At 58.6% G+C, this 21,572-nt stretch carries 21 protein-coding genes; 16 read left to right on the top strand and 5 right to left on the bottom strand.

The genetic code is table 11. The annotated features are described in order from the left end of the window. Positions 1–58 precede the first annotated feature (58 nt). From LY254_RS07810 to LY254_RS07780, 7 genes are all read left to right on the top strand, one after another. On the top strand, positions 59–709 hold the full coding sequence (locus tag LY254_RS07810; protein ID WP_247476507.1) for an HpsJ family protein: 651 nt from the start codon (positions 59–61) through the stop codon (positions 707–709). A gap of 68 nt (positions 710–777) precedes the next feature. After that, entirely contained in the window at positions 778–1,527 is a 750-nt protein-coding gene (locus LY254_RS07805; RefSeq protein ID WP_010314136.1) for a DUF502 domain-containing protein, read from the top strand. Continuing rightward, a complete protein-coding gene (nusB, locus tag LY254_RS07800) occupies positions 1,527–2,153 on the top strand; it encodes a transcription antitermination factor NusB (RefSeq protein WP_247476506.1) in 627 nt (208 codons plus the stop codon). The genes LY254_RS07805 and nusB overlap by 1 nt, the downstream gene beginning before the upstream one ends. Positions 2,154–2,161: 8 nt before the next feature. Next, positions 2,162–3,631: a signal recognition particle-docking protein FtsY gene (ftsY, locus tag LY254_RS07795; protein WP_247476505.1), complete on the top strand. Its 1,470-nt coding sequence runs from the start codon at positions 2,162–2,164 to the stop codon at positions 3,629–3,631. Between the two features lie 21 nt (positions 3,632–3,652). Further along, entirely contained in the window at positions 3,653–5,053 is a 1,401-nt protein-coding gene (locus tag LY254_RS07790; protein WP_371820441.1) for a PP2C family protein-serine/threonine phosphatase, read from the top strand. Between the two features lie 24 nt (positions 5,054–5,077). Then, a complete protein-coding gene (gene argH / locus LY254_RS07785; protein WP_247476503.1) occupies positions 5,078–6,472 on the top strand; it encodes an argininosuccinate lyase in 1,395 nt (464 codons plus the stop codon). 75 nt (positions 6,473–6,547) lie between these two features. After that, positions 6,548–7,009: an RNA-binding protein gene (locus LY254_RS07780; protein WP_247476502.1), complete on the top strand. Its 462-nt coding sequence runs from the start codon at positions 6,548–6,550 to the stop codon at positions 7,007–7,009. Here the strand turns inward: LY254_RS07780 and LY254_RS07775 are convergent. Further along, positions 7,006–7,290, bottom strand: coding sequence for a hypothetical protein (locus LY254_RS07775; protein ID WP_247476501.1), 285 nt, complete (start codon positions 7,288–7,290; stop codon positions 7,006–7,008). The genes LY254_RS07780 and LY254_RS07775 overlap by 4 nt on opposite strands. 56 nt (positions 7,291–7,346) lie before the next feature. Here LY254_RS07775 and LY254_RS07770 point away from each other — a divergent pair, with 56 nt between their 5' ends. Genes LY254_RS07770 through LY254_RS07755 form a run of 4 tightly spaced genes read left to right on the top strand, consistent with a single transcriptional unit; the run spans position 7,347 to position 10,201 of the window. Beyond that, positions 7,347–8,213: an alpha/beta fold hydrolase gene (locus LY254_RS07770; RefSeq protein WP_371820440.1), complete on the top strand. Its 867-nt coding sequence runs from the start codon at positions 7,347–7,349 to the stop codon at positions 8,211–8,213. A gap of 5 nt (positions 8,214–8,218) precedes the next feature. Further along, entirely contained in the window at positions 8,219–8,593 is a 375-nt protein-coding gene (locus LY254_RS07765) for a GtrA family protein (protein WP_247476500.1), read from the top strand. A gap of 43 nt (positions 8,594–8,636) precedes the next feature. Next, positions 8,637–9,347 (top strand): glycosyltransferase family 2 protein, encoded by a 711-nt coding sequence (locus tag LY254_RS07760; RefSeq protein WP_247476499.1) that lies wholly within the window; start codon positions 8,637–8,639, stop codon positions 9,345–9,347. Between the two features lie 11 nt (positions 9,348–9,358). Next, on the top strand, positions 9,359–10,201 hold the full coding sequence (locus LY254_RS07755; RefSeq protein WP_247476498.1) for a galactose mutarotase: 843 nt from the start codon (positions 9,359–9,361) through the stop codon (positions 10,199–10,201). Here LY254_RS07755 and LY254_RS07750 read toward each other — a convergent pair. Further along, positions 10,187–11,341 (bottom strand): FAD-binding oxidoreductase, encoded by a 1,155-nt coding sequence (locus tag LY254_RS07750; protein WP_247476497.1) that lies wholly within the window; start codon positions 11,339–11,341, stop codon positions 10,187–10,189. The two genes, LY254_RS07755 and LY254_RS07750, sit on opposite strands and share 15 nt — an antisense overlap. 14 nt (positions 11,342–11,355) lie before the next feature. Here LY254_RS07750 and LY254_RS07745 point away from each other — a divergent pair, with 14 nt between their 5' ends. Next, on the top strand, positions 11,356–12,687 hold the full coding sequence (locus LY254_RS07745; RefSeq protein ID WP_247476496.1) for a four-carbon acid sugar kinase family protein: 1,332 nt from the start codon (positions 11,356–11,358) through the stop codon (positions 12,685–12,687). On the opposite strand, the gene LY254_RS07740 is transcribed toward LY254_RS07745, so the two are convergent. Both LY254_RS07740 and LY254_RS07735 read right to left on the bottom strand, forming a co-directional pair. Beyond that, the gene (locus LY254_RS07740; RefSeq protein WP_247476495.1) at positions 12,671–14,017 is read right to left on the bottom strand and encodes an APC family permease; all 1,347 of its coding nucleotides are present in this window, start codon (positions 14,015–14,017) and stop codon (positions 12,671–12,673) included. The genes LY254_RS07745 and LY254_RS07740 overlap by 17 nt on opposite strands. Before the next feature lie 39 nt (positions 14,018–14,056). Then, on the bottom strand, positions 14,057–15,316 hold the full coding sequence (locus LY254_RS07735; protein WP_371820439.1) for a (Fe-S)-binding protein: 1,260 nt from the start codon (positions 15,314–15,316) through the stop codon (positions 14,057–14,059). A gap of 155 nt (positions 15,317–15,471) precedes the next feature. Here LY254_RS07735 and LY254_RS07730 point away from each other — a divergent pair, with 155 nt between their 5' ends. The 4 genes from LY254_RS07730 to LY254_RS07715 all read left to right on the top strand — a co-directional run bounded on the left by LY254_RS07730 (position 15,472) and on the right by LY254_RS07715 (position 19,006). After that, positions 15,472–17,307 (top strand): carbamoyltransferase, encoded by a 1,836-nt coding sequence (locus LY254_RS07730; RefSeq protein ID WP_247476492.1) that lies wholly within the window; start codon positions 15,472–15,474, stop codon positions 17,305–17,307. 2 nt (positions 17,308–17,309) lie between these two features. After that, positions 17,310–17,714: an SxtJ family membrane protein gene (locus tag LY254_RS07725; protein ID WP_247476490.1), complete on the top strand. Its 405-nt coding sequence runs from the start codon at positions 17,310–17,312 to the stop codon at positions 17,712–17,714. Positions 17,715–17,721: 7 nt separating this feature from the next. Beyond that, positions 17,722–17,883: a DUF5989 family protein gene (locus LY254_RS07720; RefSeq protein WP_247476489.1), complete on the top strand. Its 162-nt coding sequence runs from the start codon at positions 17,722–17,724 to the stop codon at positions 17,881–17,883. A 100-nt stretch (positions 17,884–17,983) separates the two neighbouring features. Next, the gene (locus tag LY254_RS07715; protein WP_247476488.1) at positions 17,984–19,006 is read left to right on the top strand and encodes a hypothetical protein; all 1,023 of its coding nucleotides are present in this window, start codon (positions 17,984–17,986) and stop codon (positions 19,004–19,006) included. Positions 19,007–20,074: 1,068 nt separating this feature from the next. Here LY254_RS07715 and LY254_RS07710 read toward each other — a convergent pair. Further along, positions 20,075–21,568 (bottom strand): hypothetical protein, encoded by a 1,494-nt coding sequence (locus tag LY254_RS07710; protein ID WP_247476487.1) that lies wholly within the window; start codon positions 21,566–21,568, stop codon positions 20,075–20,077. Between the last annotated feature and the right edge of the window lie 4 nt (positions 21,569–21,572).

Here is a 21,572-nt window from a genome sequence, read left to right as displayed (position 1 = left end):
AGGGGCTGTGGCTTCGGTTGATCGCCCCTACGCTTGCCCAACTTCCAAGGCCCTCCCGGTGAGTTCAGCAGTTGCAGGACGCTTCTCCAGTTTGTTGCGCTGGCTAGGGATCACGCTGGTGCTGCTGCTGGCGCTGCAATTGCTGGCGGTGCTCTCGGTCAACGGTTGGGGCGATGAGAGCTTCCGTCAGCTGCTGAGCTCCACCCTGATCACCCAGTCGCCGATGGCTCTGGTGGGGATGCTGTTGATGCTGATCGCTGCGCGGCTCGAGGATCCCCAGTCCGGTCCGACGCCCCTGCGTTGGACGGCGTGCGTGATCAGTGGGGTTCTGGCGCTGGCGCTGTTGTTCACCGTTCCCGCCACCATCGGCGGTGATCAGAGCCTGAGCGAGCAGACCAACCAGTCCCTGCAGGCCCAACGCGGCCAGTTGGAGATGGCCAAGGCCCAGCTCGACAACCCCAAGGTGCTGGAGCAGGTGATCGAGCAGGGGGTTCAAACCGGTCAGATCCCCGAGACGGCCAGCGAGGACGAGAAGAAGAAGGTCGCTCGCGCCTTCATGCAAAGCCAGCTGCAGCAGGCGGAGAACCAAATCAAACAGGCCGAAACCCGCCGTGATTTGGCCTTGAACCAACGTCGGATTGGTGGCACAGGCACCGCTGTTGTTCTGGTGATTGCCTTTGCCCTGCTTGCCCTGGCGGCTGTTCTGTAGGGCGACTGGCTAAGTTGCAGGTTGGCCCTTTGTGACCGGAATTCCGGCCAGTTGAGCGACGCAACGTAGTGGTGCAATCGAGTCCCAGACCTGAGCAACCGCTGGGCGATCGTCTCCAGCAGGACCTCAAGAACGACCTGATCGCCGGTCTGTTGGTGGTGATTCCGCTCGCCACCACGATCTGGTTGGCGACGACGGTGAGTCGCTTCGTGTTGGCGTTTTTGACGTCGATTCCGAAGCAGCTCAACCCCTTCAACACCCTCAACCCTGTGCTGCAGGAGTTGATCAACCTGGGCCTGGGTCTGCTGGTTCCCCTGCTCGGGATCCTGTTGATTGGCCTGATGGCCCGCAACATCGTCGGCCGCTGGTTGCTGGAATTTGGCGAGGGCACGCTGCAACGGATTCCCGTGGCGGGTTCCGTCTACAAGACCCTCAAGCAATTGCTGGAGACCTTCCTGCGGGATAACTCCAGCCGTTTCCGCCGCGTCGTGCTGGTGGAGTACCCCCGCGAGGGGCTCTACGCCCTGGGCTTCGTGACTGGCGTTCTGGGGGCAACCCTGTCGGCTGGCTTTGAGAAGCCGATGCTGAGCGTCTTTATCCCTACCGCCCCGAACCCCACCACCGGCTGGTACGCCGTGGTGCCGGAGTCCTCCGTACAGGATCTGGATCTTTCGGTGGAAGACGCCTTCCGCACGATCATCTCGGCGGGCATCGTCAATCCCGATGAGCGTGAGACCCCGGCCAGCCGCAGTTTCTCCAGCCTTCTCGCCCAGCTCAGGGCCCCTGCCTACTCCCCACTTCCCTCCAATAAGGCCTGATGCAGAGCCGCTCCGTAGCCCGCGAACTGGCCCTGCTGATGCTCGGTCAGGTCAGTGACCGTCAGCCCAGCGCCGACACCTCCCTGGACACCCTGCTGCAACAGGCCCTGGCTTCCCTGAGCCAACACGTGCGGGAGGCCCTCGATCAGGCCGCCACCGAATTGCAGGCCGCCCAACAGCAGCTTCTCGACAGCGAGTTGCAGGACCAGGGCGCCGTTGGTCAGTTGCCCCGCATTCGCCAGCACCTCCAGGACGGCCTGGAGCATGCCGAGAACGGCCTGAACCGCCTGTCCGCCAGCCTGGAGCTTCCGCGGCTGCTGATGCTCTCGGATCAAGAGGAGATCCGCCGCGGTGCGATCGATCGAGCCCGGGCAGTGCTCTCGGGTCGTGCCGATCTGGATCAGCGCTTGGATGCGGTGATGGAGGGCTGGCGCCTGACCCGGCTGCCTCGGATTGACCGGGACATCCTGCGGCTCGCAGCCGTGGACATCGAGCAGTTCAACACCCCCGCGCCGGTGGCTTGCAATGAGGCCGTCGAGCTGGCCAACCGCTACAGCGATGAGCAGGGCCGCCGCATGATCAACGGCGTGCTGCGTCGTTTCACTAACGCCCCCGCCAAGAGCTGAGAGACGGCATGGTTTACGACTGGTTCAATCGCAGCGCGTCCCCTCAGGACCCCCAGGATCCCCAGCCGGAACAGGCCGCTGAGCCACCTGCCCAGGACGAGGCCCCGGTAGCTCCCACTCCTGCAGCTGCGGAGCCCTCAGACATCGATCAGGACGCTCTCGATTGGGCGCGCCAGGCCTATGCCCGCCTTAAGGCCCAGCAAGAAGCGCAGAAGCAAGAAGCCGCCGCTGCTGCTGCTGAGCCACAACCCGAACCAACACCCCCGGCGGAGACCACACCGGTCTCGACTCCCGATCCCGTTCAGGCCGTCCAGACTCCCGAGCCTGCTACAGGCTTGTCCTTGCTGGAGCAGGCAGCAGCCCAGCGGGCCCAGCGTCAGCAGGAGCAGCTGGACCGGGCCATCGAGACCCCGCCCGCTCCTGTCGAACCGACTCCAGCGGCGACCGATGAAGCAGCCCCGAGCCTGGGGGACTTCGATGAGGACTTCACCTGGTCGGCCGAGGTGTTGGCCGCCCAGGGCCGCCAGCTCTCAGACATTTCCCTCGAGGAAATCGACTGGCTGGGGCGCCTGCGCCGGGGCATGGAGAAGACCCGCCAGGGCTTCGTCACCCAGTTGCTCGATACCCTCGGTGACGACCCGCTGACCCCAGAGGTCCTCGACGACCTCGAATCGTTGTTGCTCCGCGCGGATGTCGGGGTGCAAGCCACTGACCAGGTCCTGGAGGCCCTTCGTAAGCGCCTCAACGAGGAAGTCGTCGAGCCCGAGGAGGGCATTCGCTTCCTCAAAGACCAGCTGAAGGGTCTGCTCGATCACCCCATCAAGGCCAGCGGCACTGCGTTGCTTGCCCCAGAGCGGGGTCGCCTAAACGTTTGGCTGATGGTCGGCGTGAATGGGGTCGGTAAAACCACCACCCTGGGCAAGCTCGCCAATCTGGCGATCCGCAGTGGCTACAGCTGCCTGATTGCTGCTGCTGACACCTTCCGGGCCGCGGCAGTGCAACAGGTTCAGGTGTGGGGTGAGCGCAGCGGCGTCACGGTGGTCTCCAACCCTTCCGCGAATGCTGATCCTGCGGCGGTGGTCTACGACGCGATCGGTGCGGCTCAGGCCAAGGGCACCGATCTGGTGCTGGTGGACACCGCCGGTCGCCTGCAGACCAAGCACAACCTGATGGAGGAGCTCACCAAGGTGCGCCGGATCGTCGACAAGCTGGCCCCGGATGCTGAGGTTCAGTCCCTGCTCGTGCTCGATGCCAGCCAGGGCCAGAACGGTTTGAAGCAAGCCATGGCCTTCGCCCAGGCCGCCGGTCTCACCGGTGTCGTGCTGACCAAGCTCGATGGAAGTTCGCGCGGCGGTGTCGCTTTGGCGGTTTCCTCCGAAGCGGGTTTACCGATCCGCTTTATCGGTGCGGGCGAAGGGATCCGTGATTTGAGGCCCTTCAACAGCTTCGAGTTCGTCGAGGCACTGCTGGCCAAATAAACGCGGCTATCTTGCGCGCAAGTGAGCAACTTGCCGCCTGCCTATCACTCTCATCCCGGCGGAGTGGGCTCCCTGAAGCCGGCATCCGCCGTCGCTTCACTGCGTCAACTGCTGGACAGCCTGGGCAAGGAGCAGCGCCGCAATCAGGAATTGCTGGCGTCCTTGGCCTTTGCCCTGCGCAGCTTCACCAACCTGGAGCGCTTCCTGGAGTTGGTCCCCCTCGTGGCGACGCGCTTGGTGGAGGCGGAAGGGGCGGTGCTGGTGGTCTTCCACCCCGATGGCCGGCTCTGGCGCGAGCAGCTCCACGGCAGTCACCCCGAGTTGCTGCGGCAGTTGGCAACGCTTTCGGATGAGCAGCTGCAGCAGGCCTCCGGCGATGAGGCGGTGGCTCAACTGCTGGATGCTCTGGTGCGCCGGCAGTTGGGGGATCGCCCCTTGGTCGCCACCTCCCTGGCCGCCCGCAGTCGTGTTCGCGGCCGCCTGTATGTCTTCGGGTCCAAGGCGGGCCTGAGCTGGAGCGAGAGTCACCGCCGCCATGTCCAACTCGTGGCGGATCTCGCCGGGGTCGCGGTGGAGGGGGATCAGTTGTTGCAGGAGGCCCGGCGCCATGAGCGGCTCGATCGCCAGCTCTCCACCGGCGGTGAAATCCAGGCCCAGTTGCTGCCGGACCACTGCCCCGTGATTGAGGGGGTGGAATTGGCCGCGCGCTGCCGGCCGGCCTTTGAAGTGGGTGGCGATTATTTCGATTTCATTCCCACCCGGCCCCAGCTGATAGGCCGCCAGCGGGAGCAGGGGCGTTGGGCCCTGGTGATTGGCGATGTGATGGGCAAGGGGGTCCCCGCGGGCCTGTTGATGACGCTGCTGCGGGGCATGCTCCGGGCTGAGGTCTCCAGCGGCTTGCCCCCTGATCAGATCCTCCACGACCTGAACCAATTGGCCCAGGAGGACCTGGCCCAGTCCCATCGCTTTGTCACGCTCTTCTATTCCGACTTCGATCCCCGCACGCGGCTGCTGCGCTACGCCAACGCCGCCCACAATCCGCCCTTGATCTGGCGGCGGATTCGCCACACGGTCGAACGCCTGGATGCACCGGGTCTGTTGATCGGCCTGCAGAGCGAGGCGGAGTACGGCTGCGAGCAGATCGTGCTGGAGCCAGGCGATGTCTTGCTCTGCTACACCGACGGCGTCACGGAAGCCTCCGGCCTCAATGGCGAGCGCTTCGATGAGGAGCGTCTGGTCCAGGCTCTGCAAACGGCTTGCCGCTCCGGCGGTGGGGCCCAAGGAATCCTGGATCAGCTGTTCGCGCGCCTGGATCGCTTTGTTGGAGCGGATCGCCCCCTCGATGACGATGCCTCGATGGTGGTGCTGAAGGTGCGCGAAGAGGTGACGCTGCCGAGTGTGAGTAGTCGCCTGCCAAGCTGAGATTCAGCAGCACGTCCGGGCCCGATGGCCGTTGATTCCTCTTCCTCCACCTGGAGTCAGCGTTTTGAGCAAGGTCTGCATCCAGCGATTGAGCGATTCAACGCGTCGATCGGTTTTGACATCAACCTGCTGCAGCAGGACCTGGATGGATCCGTTGCCCATGCCCGGATGCTGGGCAGCACCGGAGTGATCACGGCCGAGGAGGCTGAGCAGCTGGTCGCTGGTCTCGAGCAGGTGCGCGCAGAGGCGGCCGCAGGCCAGTTCAACCCTGGCCTCGAGGATGAGGACGTGCACTTCGCCGTGGAGCGAAGGTTGATCGCGATCTTGGGGCCCCTGGGCAAAAAGCTCCATACCGGTCGCTCCCGCAATGACCAGGTCGGCACGGATTTGCGCCTGTGGCTGAGGGGTCAGATCGATGCCATCGATGGAGCCTTAGTGCGTTTTGAGCAGGCGTTGCTGGCCCAGGCCGAAGCCCACGTGGAGGTGATGATCCCCGGTTACACCCACCTGCAGCGGGCCCAGCCGATCTGCCTGGCCCATCACCTACTGGCCTATGTGGAGATGGCGGAGCGGGACCGCGCTCGTTTGAAGGACCTGCGCAAGCGGGTCAACATCTGCCCCCTCGGTGCCGCTGCTCTAGCGGGCACGCCAGTGCCGATTGATCGGCGTCACACGGCCGCCGCCCTGGGTTTTGACGACGTCTATGCCAACAGCCTCGACGCCGTCAGCGACCGCGATTTCGCGGTCGAGTTCAGTGCGGCCGCCAGCCTGGTGATGGTGCACCTGAGTCGCCTCAGCGAGGAGGTGATCTTTTGGGCCAGCGAGGAGTTTCGCTTCGTCAGCCTTACCGATCGCTGCGCCACGGGCAGCAGCCTGATGCCCCAGAAGAAAAACCCCGATGTCCCCGAATTGGTCCGGGGCAAATGCGGTCGCGTGTTCGGTCACCTGCAGGGGTTGCTGGTGATGATTAAGGGTCTTCCCCTGGCATACAACAAGGATTTCCAGGAGGACAAAGAGGCCCTGTTTGACGCCGTGGCCACCACCCTGGCCTGCCTGGAGGCGATGGCGATTCTGTTTGAAGAGGGTTTGGAGTTTCGTCCCCAGCGTTTGGAGCAGGCTGTGGAGAGTGACTTCTCCAACGCCACGGATGTGGCGGACTATCTCGTCGGCAAAGGCGTTCCCTTTCGGGAGGCTTATCAATTGGTTGGCGGCCTCGTCAAAACCTGCCTGCAGGAGGGGATCCTTTTGCGTGAGCTGCCGCTGGAGCGTTGGCACCAGCTCCATTCAGCCTTTGAGGCCGACATCTTTGAGGCCATTCATCCCCGCCAGGTGGTCGCCGCCCGCCGCAGTGAAGGGGGGACGGCGTTTGAGCAGGTCCGGCTGCAACTGGAGCGGGCCAAAGAGCGGCTGCTGGATTAAGGGCAGCCGTTCAAATTGCTCCAGCCGGTCTAGGGTTCTGGGGCTGAATCAACGCCGAATCGGCCCAGACGGCCTGTGAGCATCTTTGTTGGCAACCTTCCTTTTCGCGCAGAGCAAGAGGACGTCGCCGAGTTGTTTGCCCCCTTTGGTGAAGTCGCCAATTGCGCCCTTCCCCTAGAGCGCGATACCGGCCGCAAGCGTGGGTTCGCCTTTGTCGAACTCGTCGATCCCGACAGCGAAGACCGGGCGATCGACGCCCTGCAAGGGGCTGAACTGATGGGCCGCCCCCTGCGCATCAACAAGGCCGAACCCCGTTCTCCCGGAGGCGGCGGTGGTGGTGCCCCCCGTCGCGGTGGCTATGGCGGTGGCGGGGGTTATTCCGGCGGTGGTGGTTATGAACCCAACCGCGCACCTGAACCTCGGGGTGATCGTCCATCCGGTGCCCAGGGCTGGGAAGACCGCAGCTATGGCAGTCAGAACGATTCCTTTGGTGAAGGCCGGACCCGCCGTCGCCGCAGCAGCTACCAGGGCGATTAGTCCTGGCGGGCGATCACGCCCCAAAACAGGGCATAGAGCGCTGTGACCAGGCCGAGGCTTGAGCCCCAGCTGGGGCCCAGGCTGAAGCCCAAGCCCAGGTTGATGCCGAAGCCCATCCCCAGGGCCAGGGCCAGACAACCCCCCAACTTGAGGCTGGCTATTCCTGCTGGGTCGTCTTCGTGCAGCAGTCGGCCACTGAGGGGGATGTAGGCACTCAAGGCCCAAAGCGCCGTGCCCGGAAGCCAGAGACTCCAGCTCGTCAGCAGCCAGTCGGTGATCACCAGGCGCCCCCAGGGCAGTGGTCCTCCCTAGCATCGCCCTTCAGCAGTAGGCCCCTGTGACCACGAGCACCTGGCAGTTTCAGGGGTTTCCCATCCATTGCCTGCAGCAGGGCACGAGCCCCGCTGACCGCCCTGCCGTGCTGTTGGTGCATGGCTTTGGCGCCTCCACCGACCACTGGCGCTTCAACATCCCGGCGCTGCAGCAGCACTACGAGGTCCACGCCTTGGATCTGCTGGGGTTTGGCCGCAGTGCCAAGCCCGCCGGCCCCAGTTATGGCGGCGCCCTCTGGCGCGATCAGTTGGTGAGCTATGTCAGGGAGCGCATCGGCCGCCCCACGGTGATCGTTGGCAACTCCCTGGGGGGTTACGCCGCCCTGGCAGCAGGGGCGGCGTTGGGTTCAGACAGTGCGGGGGTGGCCCTTCTGAATGCCGCTGGACCGTTCTCTGATGAACAGGGCGAGCCCAAAGGCTGGGGTGCCATCACCCGCCGGACGGTCGGATCGGCGTTGCTCAAGAGCCCGATCCTGCAGCGCCTGTTGTTTGAAAACATGCGCCGTCCGGGCAATGTGCGGCGCACCCTCAATCAGGTCTACATCGATCGCACCAACGTCGATGACGCGCTGGTGGAATCGATCTTGGCTCCATCGAGGGATCCCGGAGCATTCGGGGTGTTCCGCACGGTCTTTGACATTCCCCGGGGCCAGCCCCTCGATGATCTGTTTGCCGAGCTGCAGTCACCGCTGCTGTTGCTCTGGGGCATTCGCGACCCCTGGATCAACGCAGCAGGCCGTCGCGGAGCCTTTCAGCGTCACGCGCCTGCGAAAACCACTGAAGTGGTGCTCCAAGCCGGTCATTGTCCCCACGACGAGGTGCCGGACCAGGTGAATGCCGCTCTGCTGGAGTGGCTGGACCAACTCCCCTAGCCTTTATGGGATCAGGACGGAAGCGGCGTTTTCTGGGTTACGGCGCCCTGAACGTGCTGGCCACCAATTTGGTGCTCCAGGGTCTGCTGTTGGTGTTGGGCACGGGTTTGGCCACGTTCCTGAGTCAGCTTCTGAACGTGGCCTTGGGCTTTGTGCTGTACGGCAAGCGCGTGTTTCGGGTGGAGCGCCTGCAGAAACGTTCGGCCCTTGCCTATGCGCTGATGGCTTTGGGCCTCTGGTGGGGCAATTGGGCGGGCATCAGCCTGCTCGCCGGTTGGGGCCTTTCCAGGAATTTGGCGGCCTTGCTGTTGATTCCAGTGCTTGCGACGTTGTCCTACACGGCTCAAAAGCTAGTGGTGTTCCGCCAGGCCCCCCGGTGAGCCTGTGCTGAAGTAGATCGAACAGAGCTGGAGCATCGTGGCAATGCAAACCGAGAGCACGCGTCCCTTGCTTTCGGTTGTCATTCCCTGTTTCAACGAGGCCGGAACGATCCTCGATTTGATCGAACGGGTCCGCCAGGCCCCGGTTGCCTCCAAGCAGCTCATCGTTGTTGACGACGGCTCCAGCGATGGCACCCGTGAGCTTTTGAAGGGCTTGAGCGCCCCTGATCTCACTGTGCTGCTTCATGAGCGCAACAAGGGGAAAGGGGCGGCGCTTGCTACTGGTTTTGCCGCAGCAGTTGGTCAGATTTGCATCGTGCAAGATGCCGACCTCGAATATGACCCCAACGAATATCCACTTGTGATTGGGCCGATTGTTGAGGGCAAGGCAGATGTGGTGTTTGGGAGTCGCTTCCAGGGTGCCGCTCCACATCGTGTTGTCTATTTCTGGCACCGGATTGGCAATGGTTTTTTGACGTTGATGAGCAACATGTTGACGGATCTAAATCTCACAGATATGGAGACCTGCTATAAGGCATTCCGGACTGAGATTATTCAGTCGATACCGATTCGAGAGAAGCGGTTTGGCTTTGAGCCGGAAATTACGGCCAAGGTGGCGAAACGTCGCTGCCGCATCTATGAGGTCGGCATCTCCTATTACGGCCGCACCTACGACGAAGGCAAGAAAATTGGCTGGAAGGACGGAGTCCGTGCCGTTTGGTGCATTCTCAAGTACAACCTCTGGGCACGCTGACGCTCGAGACCATGGGGTTACAAGCTGTTGATGGGCCGTACCCGCATTGGTTGCTCGCGGCGGCCAACGGTGATCAGCTCCGGGTTGTCCCCGAGCGGGGTGGGCTCGTCACCGGTTGGGTCTGTGGTGGCCAAGAGCGTCTGTATTTCGATGCCGATCGCTTTGCTGATCCAGCCAAGAGTGTTCGGGGTGGCATTCCCGTGTTGTTCCCAATCTGCGGGAATCTCCCGGAAGGGAGCTACATGCTTCCTCAGCACGGCTTTGCGAGGGATCTGCCGTGGCAACTCGAGGAGTTGCGCGATGTGGCTGGACTTCGTTTGGTCTTGGAGTCCAATTCACAAACCCTTGCTGCGTTTCCCTTCTCGTTTCGTTTAAGCCTGGACTACAGGCTGGAACCGTCGGCATTGGAGATTTTGGCCACGGTTGAACATGGACCTGAAAGCTCTGGTGTGATGCCGTTTTCGCTCGGCCTGCACCCCTACTTCGCCGTCAGTTCGCTCCAGGCTGCAACGTTGGAGGGGTTGCCCGAGCGCTGCCTCGATCATCACCAGATGGCTCCGGCTTCAACGGCCGATCAGCTGGCTCAGCTGCCTGAGGGCGTGGATCTCCTTGCTGATCAAACGGGCGATTCGGTGCGTCTCGTCGATGCTGGATCGGGGCAGGTCATCAGCCTCGAGCTGACCGCCCCGCTTGATCTGGCGGTGGTTTGGACCGAACCCCCTCGCTCCATGGTTTGCCTCGAGCCCTGGACTGCCCCACGCGGTTCCCTGGTAACGGGTGATCGCCGGCTGGAGCTGGAGCCTGGACAGGCCATGCAGCTGCGTTGCTGTTACGTCTGCTCAGAGGCCGGGTAGGCGCCCTCGAGCGAGCTGTTGCAGCGGATCGAACTCTCGCTTAATGGCGGCAACCAAGCTGTGGTTCGCATGTTCGGGCCCGCTCGTCAGGCCGCTTCGGCTCGGCTGCTGCAGGAGCGTCAGCTCACCGCCCAGCGATCGGCAGCGTTCGCTCAGGCTGCTGACGCGGTGGGCGGGTAGATCCTCAGGAGCGGCCCAGCCCAGGCCTTGGCCGCTCCCGGCGGCCATGTTGAGTCGGATGCCGTGCAAGCAGGCTTTGCCCATCAAGGCGTGGGCTTGAGCGGGGGTAAGTCCGATGCGCATCAACCAGCGCTCCTTGTCGAGTTCAGCTCCTGCATGACGCCCTTGGGCCTCCTGCTCCTGGAGCTCATCGGCATTGAGTCCGTTCGCCTCCAGGCCGAGTGTCTGGGCGTAGCTCCTCAGCTCCTGCAGTTGTGCATCCACAGCGCTTTGGCTGATGCTGACGAGCCCAAGCAGCAGGCAGGGCACCCCTTCTGTCGTCGACCAATCCAGGCGTTGGGGCATCAGGTCCGCCCGTAGGCAGGCCTGACGCATGGATTCCAGCGCTTTCAGCTCCCCGGTGAACAGCAGTCCAGCGCGATGGGGCTGTTGGGGGAAGGTGCGCAGGGTGACTTGAGTGATCAGTCCCAGGCTTCCCCAGCTGCCGCAGAACAGTCGCATCAGGTCGTAGCCGGCCACGTTTTTCACCACTTGGCCTCCGGCCCTGGCCTGGGTTCCATCAGCCCGCATCACCTCCAGGCCGATCACTTGATCGCGGATCCCCAGATAGCGCTGCCTGAATCCCCCGGCCATGCCGCGGGCGATCAGGCCTCCGATCGTTCCGCTCTGGGCCCCGCCAGCCCCACTGCCCCAGGGCCAGTCCACCGCCAGCCATTGCTTGGCTTCCGCCAGAGCCGCCTGGAGTTCGATCAAGGACAGGCCGGCTTCCACGGTCACGGTGAAGTCGCCCCTGGAGTGATGCACTAGCCGATTGAGCTTGGCTGTGCTCAGGGTTTGCGGTTGCTCCAGTGCTGCTCCCCAATGCAGCCTCGTACCTGCACCTGCCGGCGTCCACGGCTGCGCCTGCTGGTGCCATTGGCGCACCAGATCTTGCAGTTCTCCGGGTTCAGGGGTGATCACGGCACGATGGTGCCATGGCTGAGCGGATCAAGGTTCTGGTACTTGATGACGATCCGACCGGATCGCAGACGGTGCACAGTTGTCCTTTGCTGCTGCGCTGGGACCCGGGCAGCCTGCGCCAAGCTCTGGCCCACCCCTCACCGCTGCTGTTTCTGCTGGCGAACACGCGCGCGCTGGATCCCCCGGCTGCCAAGGAGCGCGTCCGCAGCATTTGCCAAGCCATGAAGCCTGCCCTGGCCGAAGCGCAGGCCGCTGGCTTCATGGATCGCTGGTTGATCGTCAGTCGCGGAGACTCCACACTGCGCGGTCACTTTCCCCTGGAGCTGGAGGTAATCGAGCAGGAGCTGGGCCCCTTTGCTTCCACCTTGCTGGTGCCGGCGTTTTTGCCCGGGGGGCGGACCACCAAGGACGGCATGCATTTGCTGCATGGAGAACCGGTCCACGCCACAGCCTTTGCGCAGGATTGCTTGTTCGGATTCACCAGCAGCTTTTTGCCGGCTTGGGTGGAGGAAAAAACGGTCGGACAGATCCCGGCGGACTCAGTTCAGCAAATCAGATGGTCCGACTTGGAGGCTGGTCCTGATGCCTTGAAGGATCGCTTGGCCGTTTTGCCTCCGGCCTCGATCGCCTGTGTCGATGCGGAACGGCAGGAGCAGTTGACGGTCTTGGGTCAGGCGATCTGGGCCCGCGAACGTCAGGGGCAGCGTTTTGCCCTGCAGTCCGCCGCCAGCTTGATCAATGGGCTTGTGCCGCTGCCACCCCAGCCGCTTGACGCCTCTGGCTTGGCCGGGCTGAGGCGCGGTCCTGCTCTGCCTGGCTTGGTGCTGGTGGGCTCCCACGTGCCCTTGGCTGATGCCCAACTGACGACTCTGTTGGCTGAGCCCGATTGCAGCGGCATCGAGCTCGATGTCCGCAAAGTGGCTCGTGTGGTGTTCGGACCTGAACGGCAGCGCCTACTCGCCAGCCTCGAGCAGTCCTGGCGGCAGCAGATTGAAACGGTGATCAGTCAGGGCCAGACCCCCGTCTTCTTCACGAGCCGCGGCGAAGTCCATTGCGCCAGTACTGCGGAACGCCGGGAGCTTGGGATGGAGTTGGCACAGCTGATGGCGCGCTTAGCCGCAGGTCTGGCCCCCCAACTCGGTTACGTGATCAGCAAAGGGGGGATCACAACGCACACCCTGCTGGAGTCCGGTCTGAAGGCCCCGTGGGTTGAGCTCCAGGGACAACTGTTTGCTGGGTTGTCGCTCGTGCTGACCCCAGACGGTCTGCCGGTCATCACCTTCCCCGGCAATCTTGGCGATGCGTCGAGCTTGCGTCAGGCCTGGACACTCATGCAGCAGCCCTGAGCCGTTGGCTGGCTTCTGAGGCCAGGCCTCCGGCGGTGACTAGGGCCAGGGCCCAGAGGCTGTTGACGGAATCGCTCCAGAGGGCTGCCAGCAAAAAGGCCAGCGACACCGTTCCCACCAGGATCGGCGTCAGGGGATAGGCCCAGCAGCGGAACGGCCGATCCAGCTCCGGTTGGCGTTGCCGCAGGACTATCAAGGTGATGAATCCGCAAAGCGGTAGTCCCACATAGAGGAACGCTCCCATCCCCAGCAGGCTCTCAAACGAACCACTGACCACCAGCAACGTGCTGCAGAGGGACGTGATCAGCAGGGCGTTCACCGGGGTTCCACCGGCATTCACTTCAGCGGTGAAGCCGGGCATCAATCCATCGCGTCCGAGGCCAAACAGGATGCGTGGAGCGGCCATCGCCACGGTGTTAGTCACACCCAGTAGAGACACCAAGGCAACGGCGGTGATTACCGCTCCGCCCTGGGGTCCAACCAACCGCTCTGCAGCTGTGGCGGCGGGCAGGCTTGATTCCGCCAGGACCGGAATGGGCAGCACATGCAGCAGTGCTGCGTTGATCAAGAGATAGAGGCCAGCCACCGCAAGGACACCTCCAATCAGCGAGCGCGGGATGTCCCGGCTGGGTCTGGCGAATTCTTCAGCGAAATAAATCGGGCAAGCCCAACCGTCGTAGGTGGTGATCACGGCCTGCAGGGCCAGCACCACTGGCACGAACAGGTTCAGATCTGGCGGGATGAAGCTGGCTGGTGCTTCCACCCGATTGGGAAGGGGCAGCGCGAAACAGGCCACCACTAAGGCCGCAAAGATCAGGGCCTTAATCAGGCTCAGAAACTCTTGGCTGGTGCCACCAGAGCGCACCCCAGGCCACTGGATCAGCGTGAACAGCGCCAGGATCCCGACGGCGATCCAGGCGCTGCTCATCGGCACCAGAGGCGAGAGGTAATCACCCAGGGTGGTGACGACCCAGGCCAAACCAATGCAGTGGGCGATCCAGTCGCTCCAGCCCACTAGAAATCCCGCACGACGCCCAAAGGCGGCTTCGGCGTAGACATACCAGCCCCCCGCCTTGGGCATGGCTGCTGCCAGTTCCGCCACACAGATGGCACCGAGCAGGGCGTAGGAGGCTCCCAGGACCCAGATCCAGAGAATCCAGGGCTGCGAGGGCAGTTGCTCGGCCACGAGTCCTGGGATACGCAGGATGCCGGCGCCGATGGTTCCGCCAATCGATCCGGCGAGCCCAAAGCCAACGCCGAGCACCTTGAGAAGGCGGCCATTGGGTGCTGAACCGGGGGATTGATCGTTGCCTTGACCGCCTACCCCCAAACCTTCAGCCAGACTTCAAGTGTTCATCTCTACTTGTAGCTACTCAATCTCCTTCTCGTGGCCCATGGGTTGCTTTCTGAAGCTTTGATCTAGGAGCTGCATTGGGTGAGCAACGGGAATTGACCGTTGCTGATCTTTGAGATGTTTGCGGATTTGTAGCGTGCAGCCAATATTGGCACTGGCAATCCAGTCGGGATTGGTGGTCGCTAGGTCTTGCGCTTTGATGGCTCCAAGTTCATTCGCCTCATCAGGTCGAACAAGGTTGTAAATTCCAGCGCTTCCACAGCAAATCCCTGCCTCCGTTGCTTCCTTTAATTTCACATTGGGAATGGATTGAAGGAGGCTGCGAGGCGCTGACTTGATCTGCTGCCCGTGCAGCATGTGGCATGCGTCGTGGTAGGTGATCGTTGTTGTTGTGTCGGCGCGTAGAGGCTTCAATTGTTGTTTGAATGCATCTCTGAGTCCTTTTTGGTCAAGGAATTCATGAACATCAAAAACACCATTCGCAAATTCTTTTCCACGCGTTTGCTTGCTCAGGATTGATCCGTACTGCTTCATGGTGTGACCACAACCTGAGGCTGCCACCAGTACAGCGTCGAGCGGTTCGCTGCCGGCTTGTTGGCCAGGTCCAATGACCTGCTCAAAGCTGTTGATGAGCTCCGAGGCGAAAGCCTCGGTGAGTGCCGTCTCCCCTTGGTGATGGGTCGCAGCCCCGCAGCAGCCTTGTTGGGTTGGAATGACGACTTCAAAGCCGTTTGCCGTCAGCACCCGCACGGTCGCAGCATTTACCTCGGGGTCAAAGACGCGCTGCACGCAGCCCAGCACAAGACCCACCCTTCCTCGTTTTTCACCCATCGCGGGGTTGATCACGGGCCAGTCATCCCGGAAACTGCTTTCGCTCAGCGCAGGGAGCAGTTCTTCCATCGCCTGGATCTGGGTTCCAAAGCGGCGGCTCAGGCCTGATTGGCGGATCAGTTCTTGCAGCCGTGAGCCGGCATACCGCCGTAAAGGTGACAGTGCGGCACGCAGACGCCGCGGATAGGGCAGGAGCGCAAACAGGAGCTTTCGGAAAGCGGTCTCTCCGGGAGTGCGCAGCTCTGGGGCGTTGAGCTTTGGTCTGGTGGCCTCAATGAGTTGGTCGTACCGCACGCCTGAGGGGCAGGCGCTGACGCAGGCGAAGCAGCCCAGGCAGGTGTCGAAGTGCGAGGCCACCGTGGCGTCAAGCTCCAGCTCTCCGCGGTCGATCGCCTTAAGTGTGTGGATCCGTCCCCGTGGCGAGTCCATCTCGTTGCCGAGCACCCGGTAGCTGGCACAGGTGGGCAGGCAGAAGCCGCAGTGCACGCAAGGGTCAGTGGCGCTGGTCAAGGACTCGAGCATGGTTAGTACTTTGCCGCCCATGCCTCCTGTGTTGGCTGCTTCATGACAGGATTTGGTGGGTGGATTTTTGCCAAGCCATGCGCATTCTGGGGATTTCTGCGTACTACCACGACAGCGCTGCGGCGCTACTGGTTGGCGGTGAGGTGGTCGCAGCTGCCCAGGAAGAACGGTTTTCTCGAAAGAAGCACGACTCTCGTTTTCCTGCTTCGGCCGCTCGCTACTGCCTTAATTCTCAAGGCTTGACATTGGCAGATATCGATGCGGTGGTCTACTACGAGAAACCGCTGCTGACATTCGAGCGTCTGTTGGAGACCTATCTGGGAGCGGCCCCGCGTGGGGGACGCTCCTTTGTGGCGGCAATGCAGGTCTGGTTAAAAGAAAAACTGTTCCTCAAGACCGAGCTAAAAAGACAGATCGCAGCTCTGGGTGAGCCTGACGCTAAGCACCCGGAGTTGCTCTTCAGTGAGCACCATCTCTCCCATGCGGGTGCTGCTTTTTATCCAAGCCCCTTTGAGAAAGCAGCGGTTCTGTGCATGGACGGTGTTGGTGAATGGGCGACCACCTCCGCCTGGCTGGGCGATGGCCCTGACCTCAGTTCCCTTTGGGAGATCAATTTCCCTCATTCCCTGGGACTGCTCTATTCAGCCTTTACCTACTACTGCGGCTTTAAGGTCAACTCAGGTGAGTACAAGTTGATGGGCCTGGCTCCCTACGGGGAGCCCAGATATGTGGATCAAATTAAGCAGCACCTCATCGATATCAAGCCAGACGGCACGTTCCGCCTCGACCTCAGTTACTTCAAATTCCATCGTGGTTTCCGGATGACGGGCCGGAAATTCCATCAGTTGTTTGGTCGTCCACCCCGCAAAGGCGAGACAGAGCTCAGTCAATTCCACATGGATCTAGCGGCCTCCATTCAGGTCGTCACCGAAGAGGTGGTTCTGAAGTTGGCCCGGACCCTGCGCGATGAAACTGGTGCGACAGCGCTCTGCTTGTCTGGGGGTGTGGCTCTCAATTGTGTCGCGAATGGGAGACTCCTGCGTGAGGGGATCTTCGATCAGATCTGGATTCAGCCGGCCAGTGGAGATGCCGGATCAGCCCTCGGCGCTGCTTTGGTCGCTTGGCATCAGCACTTCAAGAATGCGCGTCAGCTGGTGAGTGGTGATGCGATGAAAGGAACGTATCTCGGACCCGAGTTCTCTAATTCTGAAATTTGTGAGTACCTGACCAGCATCAATGCTCCGTTCCAAGCCCTGGAGGATCCGCACCTTTTTGATCGGCTGGCGGAGCTGTTGGATCAAGGCAAGGTGGTGGGTTGGTTCAACGGTCGAATGGAATTCGGTCCCCGCGCTTTAGGCGCACGTTCGATCATTGGTGATCCGCGTAACCAGCAGATGCAGAGCGTGATGAACTTGAAGATCAAGTACCGCGAAAGCTTCCGCCCCTTTGCCCCCTCCGTTCTCGAGCACGAGGTTTCCAATCAGTTTGAGCTGAATGCTCAAAGTCCTTATATGCTTCTGGTCGCACCGGTCAAGAAAGAGCTTTGCCAGTCCATGACGGCTGAGCAGGAGCAGTTGTTCGGGATCGAAAAGCTCAATGTTTCACGCTCATCACTTCCCGCGATCACGCACGTCGATTACTCAGCCCGTGTTCAAACCGTTTCAGAGCGAACCAATCCTCGCTATTTCAATCTGATCAAGGCGTTTCAGCACAGAACGGATTGTCCAACGATTGTGAATACGTCGTTCAACGTTCGCGGAGAGCCAATCGTGTGTACACCGCAGGACGCCTACCGCTGCTTTATGCGGACTGAGATGGATGTCTTGGTGCTGCAGAACCAGTTGTTGTTGAAGGAGGAGCAATCCCAAGAAGAGGCGGACGAAAGCTGGAAACAGGAGTTTGAACTCGATTGATCATGGCCCACTCATCTTTCTCATCCGTATCCAAAAAGCAGCTCCGTGAATTCGGAATTCTGCTTGGGATCGTTTTCCCAGTTGTTTTTGGTTGGCTGATTCCAGGCTTAAAGGGCCACCATGCACCGATTTGGCCATTTTTGATCGGCATCCCAAGCCTCGCCCTAGGTTTGATCAAGCCTGGTTGGCTGCAGTGGCCATACCAGGGCTGGATGAAGCTTGGTCACATCTTGGGTTGGATCAATGGCCACCTTATCCTTGGCGCGGTCTTTGTCTTCGTGCTTCAGCCCATTGCTTATTTGATGCGCTTGACCGGCTACGATCCCCTAAAGCGGAAGCGAACTGGACTGCAGTCCTATCGCGAGCAGCCAAAGCACAAGCTTGTGGACCTAACACGAATTTTCTGAGAATCTGATGGAAGCTTTTTTCGATCTCCTCAAGGACGTCTGGGACTTTCTTAAAGTCCGCAAAAAATACTGGCTAGCCCCTCTTATTATCACAATTGTTCTGATGGGCGCTTTGTTGGTATTTACCCAGGGTTCGGTTGTGGCTCCTTTCATCTATTCCATCTTCTAGAGAGCAGCTACGGTCGTGCGTCTCAGGACAATACTCGCCTTGAATGTGGGAGTATTCTTCGTACTCACAATTCCATTTACGATCCCTCTTCTGTCTGTCCTTGTCGCTGACTCTTATATTGTTAAAACTGAGCCCGCTAAAAAAAAATTCTGCACTACAAGCTCTCTCACTGAACCGTCTGTTGGTCAGGCCGCTATCAGTTTTGTATTTTCAGATACCCTTAAGGAGCATTATTCAATACAATCCAGATTGTTTTAGCGTTGACCCAAGCCTTGTCTATGCTCCTCTTGAAAATTCCATTTGCGAACAGTCTAATGTTGAAAGCTCAGTAAAAGTCAGCTTTGGAATCTATGGTGCTCGCGGCACTAACTCGGCCTCTCAATTCTTTCATAACAAGGACAATAAACCTAATTTGGTCATTATCCTTGGTGATTCCCATGCCATGGGATGGGGTGTAAGTGATACCGATGTATTTTCCTCGCATCTCTCAAATACCTCTCTAAAAACTCTGAACCTAGCAGTATCAAGTTATGGTACAGCGCGTGAGCTCATAAGACTTCGAAAATTCGCAGAGTCTTATCCTGATATCTATGCCAGAGTTACCACAATAATTCTTCAATATAGCGACAATGACTCAGGCGAAAATAGGGAATACATAGCGAATGGCTTTGTGCTGCCGCTGAATCAGAGTCACTTGGCTAGTTATGCCAACGCTCTAAGAAGTGACAACGGATCTCACTTGCCCAGAGGTTCTTCGTTATTGCGACTCTTTTTGGCCAGGCCGCAACTCTTATTTCTGTCAATCAAAGAACTCTATTGGGATGCATATATCCAAGTAAAAAACCTTGCCCGAACTCTTCTGTCTGCATCTCCCTTGTCAGGATTTTTTGAGGCTAAGGGTTTGATTAATCAAGAAAGAACAAAGCATGCAAAAAACTTTTGGCCTATTATTAACCGCTATTCAGATTTGTTAAAAGGGAAGAGAGTAATTGTGTTTGTCTCTAATGGATTCGGGAAAGACAATCAGCAGATAACGGCTGAGCTTGATCGCAATCGCTACAAGAAACTCAATAGGAAATTAGAGTCTTTGGATATTAAGGTTGTTTACCCTGCCTCTTTATGATTGGGCAAGCACCATGAGTCGTACTTTCTTGTTGATGATCACCTTTCACCTTTAGGCCACCAAAGGCTTGCTGATGGACTGCTCAAGACCCTTGTAGCAGTACCCCGACCCTAAATAGTCTTGTGTTCTCCTGCCTTATTAGGCATCTTATGGTTTGACCATCCTGAGCACTCACTTGGCCTACAAATGTCTGATAAACCATACCCAGACCTCAAACCTGATTGCATTTATCCTTGTCGCTGGATACCCAAAGAGAGTATATGCGTGAATTGTTCGCCTGATTGCTAAACATGTATGGTGTCTTGTTTCTGGTTTCTGATTAGAGTTATATCGTCGAGAGCCTGCTGAGGAAGGATAACTTCGCGTCTGTCAATCTAGTAGTCTTAAACCACTCATCTTACTCAGAGGTGTTAACAACTGCCGGTTCGACGCTAACTATTGCCTACGCTGTCAGATATTCGAGGGATATATGCGTCTCGGCGGCACATTTCTTTCCATTCCGGCAATCAAATATTCAGACGGCTGCGAGCAATCCGTTTAGGTGATCAACTCTTAATTCCCTATTCTCTACCCAATTGCCTCGCGGTACTCTAGGAGAATAAAGCTCATGTGCAGATCTATCTTTCTAGGTCTTGAAGTTGTAAATCCATGGTTCACAAACCTTTGGTCCGAGCATATACGTTCTTTCCTTGATCACAACCCTTTTTGCATTCAGGACGACGAAACGCGCGCCGACCCTTTTTCGTCTGCACTTTAATTCTTAAGCCACTCCAAACTACCAGAATATAAGAGGAGATTCTCAATGCTATCCATTTTCAGTCAACTGTTAAGCGTAAGCCAGAACTTCTTGCCTTAAATGACTCGCTTAATGCTGATTTCTTGGGCTCTGGCAGGTCTTGTCAATGGAAGTGAGCATTATCAGTTCAGATACAAGGACAGATGACAATCGCTCAAATGGCTCGATTCTTGATTCTTGGCTACGAAGCATAAGCCACCCAATTGATGATGTGATCCAATAAAACTATGCTAAATCGTGATGCTTTCAGAGTAGTCTTGTCCATCTTCGGGCTAGTCGTGTGTGCAAGATTTCTCTCTTGCCACCGATTTCTTCAGGTAGTACATATGCAAGGTTTCGACGGAGGAGATCCTTATAAACTCTTTAAGCCAGTTTCCGTTCTCTCTTATCCTTACAAGGTTGCACTGATCGGTTCGAGGAGCTGAGATGGCTTCTAAGCCTAGCGCTTTCGCTATGTTTCTAGCGATCACTGCGTGGCCGTTGGAAGACGGGTGCTGATAGTCGACAAACATGTCTAGGTACTGCTTGCTTCCCATGATGTTGCTGATCTCACTTTCTGGATCAACTACATGCACGTTCTTGTATTTGTTTTTTAGCGAGCGAATGTAGTCGTTGATTTCAGGTAAAACTCTCGTCGGCAGCATGTCCTTTCCACGCGCGGTTCTAAGCTGACTGTGACATGTAGTGCTTAGCAGTCCTTCGACCAGCTTTTCTTGCTTGGGGAAGCATGTCCTGAGGGCCGTAAGATATGACTTGTGGGGTCCAGGTGGCAGCTGGTCGAGGCTGTCCTTATCGACTCTTCTAGGGGGTACATCCTTGTATAAACTTTTGGCAAGTGCATCGACTCCCGTTTCTAAACCCACGCTTGATTTCAAGTCAACTGCTGGTGGGTATAGGTCATTTGATATTACAGTCGATATCACTAGCGTTTGATGCGATTCCAAGTTGTTGATAATATTCTGAACTGCTATCTCAAAATCCTTAGTCATCTCAGGCTTGGAGGGTGGGATATATTCCTTGCCTGCGTACAATGGATATTTGGACACTTCCCTGTCCTTGTTTATGGGACTAGAGGGGCTCATCTGTCTTGTGAGCCGTTTAATTCTTAGGCGAGCACGATTTATGTAGTCTGAGGCTGTCGCTAGGCCTTTGCCTAATACTTCCGGGGTTCTGAGCCCTTTGATCGTAGTGGCCAGTTTCGATTTACTTGACAACATCTGAGAGGTGAACCCTCTTGAATATCTCTCGAATCTTGAAGCTTCTTCAGGTGTTACCCTTTTGCCGTTTGGGTATTTCCAGGCTTGTCCTGACTCGATGGCTTGCTTGAATATGTTGGCAAAAACCTCATTGTGGCCAGCATAAATAACTATCAAATCATAGTGGGACATTGTCTCAATTGCTATCTTTTCTTGGTGTCTTGCGAAGGGCATGCCGGCCTTTGCGTAACTATCTATGACTACGTTGTTCCTGCCCTCGTCTAGGATCAAATCCTGGAATGAGTTTTCTGAACCGAATCCCGCTGCGGAGCTACCCCCATAAATGGCCACTTTCTTAATCTGTTTTTCACCTGCCAGAGGCGCTCGAGCTATCGACCCCTCACGGACTTCTCGTTCTATGGATGGTTCAAGTAACTTGCTACCAGTGATGCGGTGACATGCAAGGAGCGCCAGCTCAGCTAAGCTAAATAGACCGATTGGCAAAAGTAACGCGTAGAATATGTAAAAAACTGACTTGTTTCTAGCCTTCTGCGCTTTCTTTGTTTTCACTTTT

This window comes from Synechococcus sp. NB0720_010 (genome assembly GCF_023078835.1).
Classification (GTDB): domain Bacteria; phylum Cyanobacteriota; class Cyanobacteriia; order PCC-6307; family Cyanobiaceae; genus Vulcanococcus.
The sequence above is the reverse complement of the archived record's forward strand: the minus strand, read 5'-3'. Positions and strand labels throughout refer to the sequence as shown.

Bases quoted from the DNA above. Each gene is read 5' to 3' on its own strand.
- nusB (WP_247476506.1), top strand. From the start codon at position 1,527: ATGCAGAGCCGCTCCGTAGCCCGCGAACTGGCCCTGCTGATGCTCGGT.
- ftsY (WP_247476505.1), top strand. From the start codon at position 2,162: ATGGTTTACGACTGGTTCAATCGCAGCGCGTCCCCTCAGGACCCCCAG.
- argH (WP_247476503.1), top strand. From the start codon at position 5,078: ATGGCCGTTGATTCCTCTTCCTCCACCTGGAGTCAGCGTTTTGAGCAA.
- LY254_RS07765 (WP_247476500.1), top strand. From the start codon at position 8,219: ATGGGATCAGGACGGAAGCGGCGTTTTCTGGGTTACGGCGCCCTGAAC.
- LY254_RS07760 (WP_247476499.1), top strand. From the start codon at position 8,637: ATGCAAACCGAGAGCACGCGTCCCTTGCTTTCGGTTGTCATTCCCTGT.
- LY254_RS07755 (WP_247476498.1), top strand. From the start codon at position 9,359: ATGGGGTTACAAGCTGTTGATGGGCCGTACCCGCATTGGTTGCTCGCG.
- LY254_RS07745 (WP_247476496.1), top strand. From the start codon at position 11,356: ATGGCTGAGCGGATCAAGGTTCTGGTACTTGATGACGATCCGACCGGA.
- LY254_RS07730 (WP_247476492.1), top strand. From the start codon at position 15,472: ATGCGCATTCTGGGGATTTCTGCGTACTACCACGACAGCGCTGCGGCG.
- LY254_RS07725 (WP_247476490.1), top strand. From the start codon at position 17,310: ATGGCCCACTCATCTTTCTCATCCGTATCCAAAAAGCAGCTCCGTGAA.
- LY254_RS07720 (WP_247476489.1), top strand. From the start codon at position 17,722: ATGGAAGCTTTTTTCGATCTCCTCAAGGACGTCTGGGACTTTCTTAAA.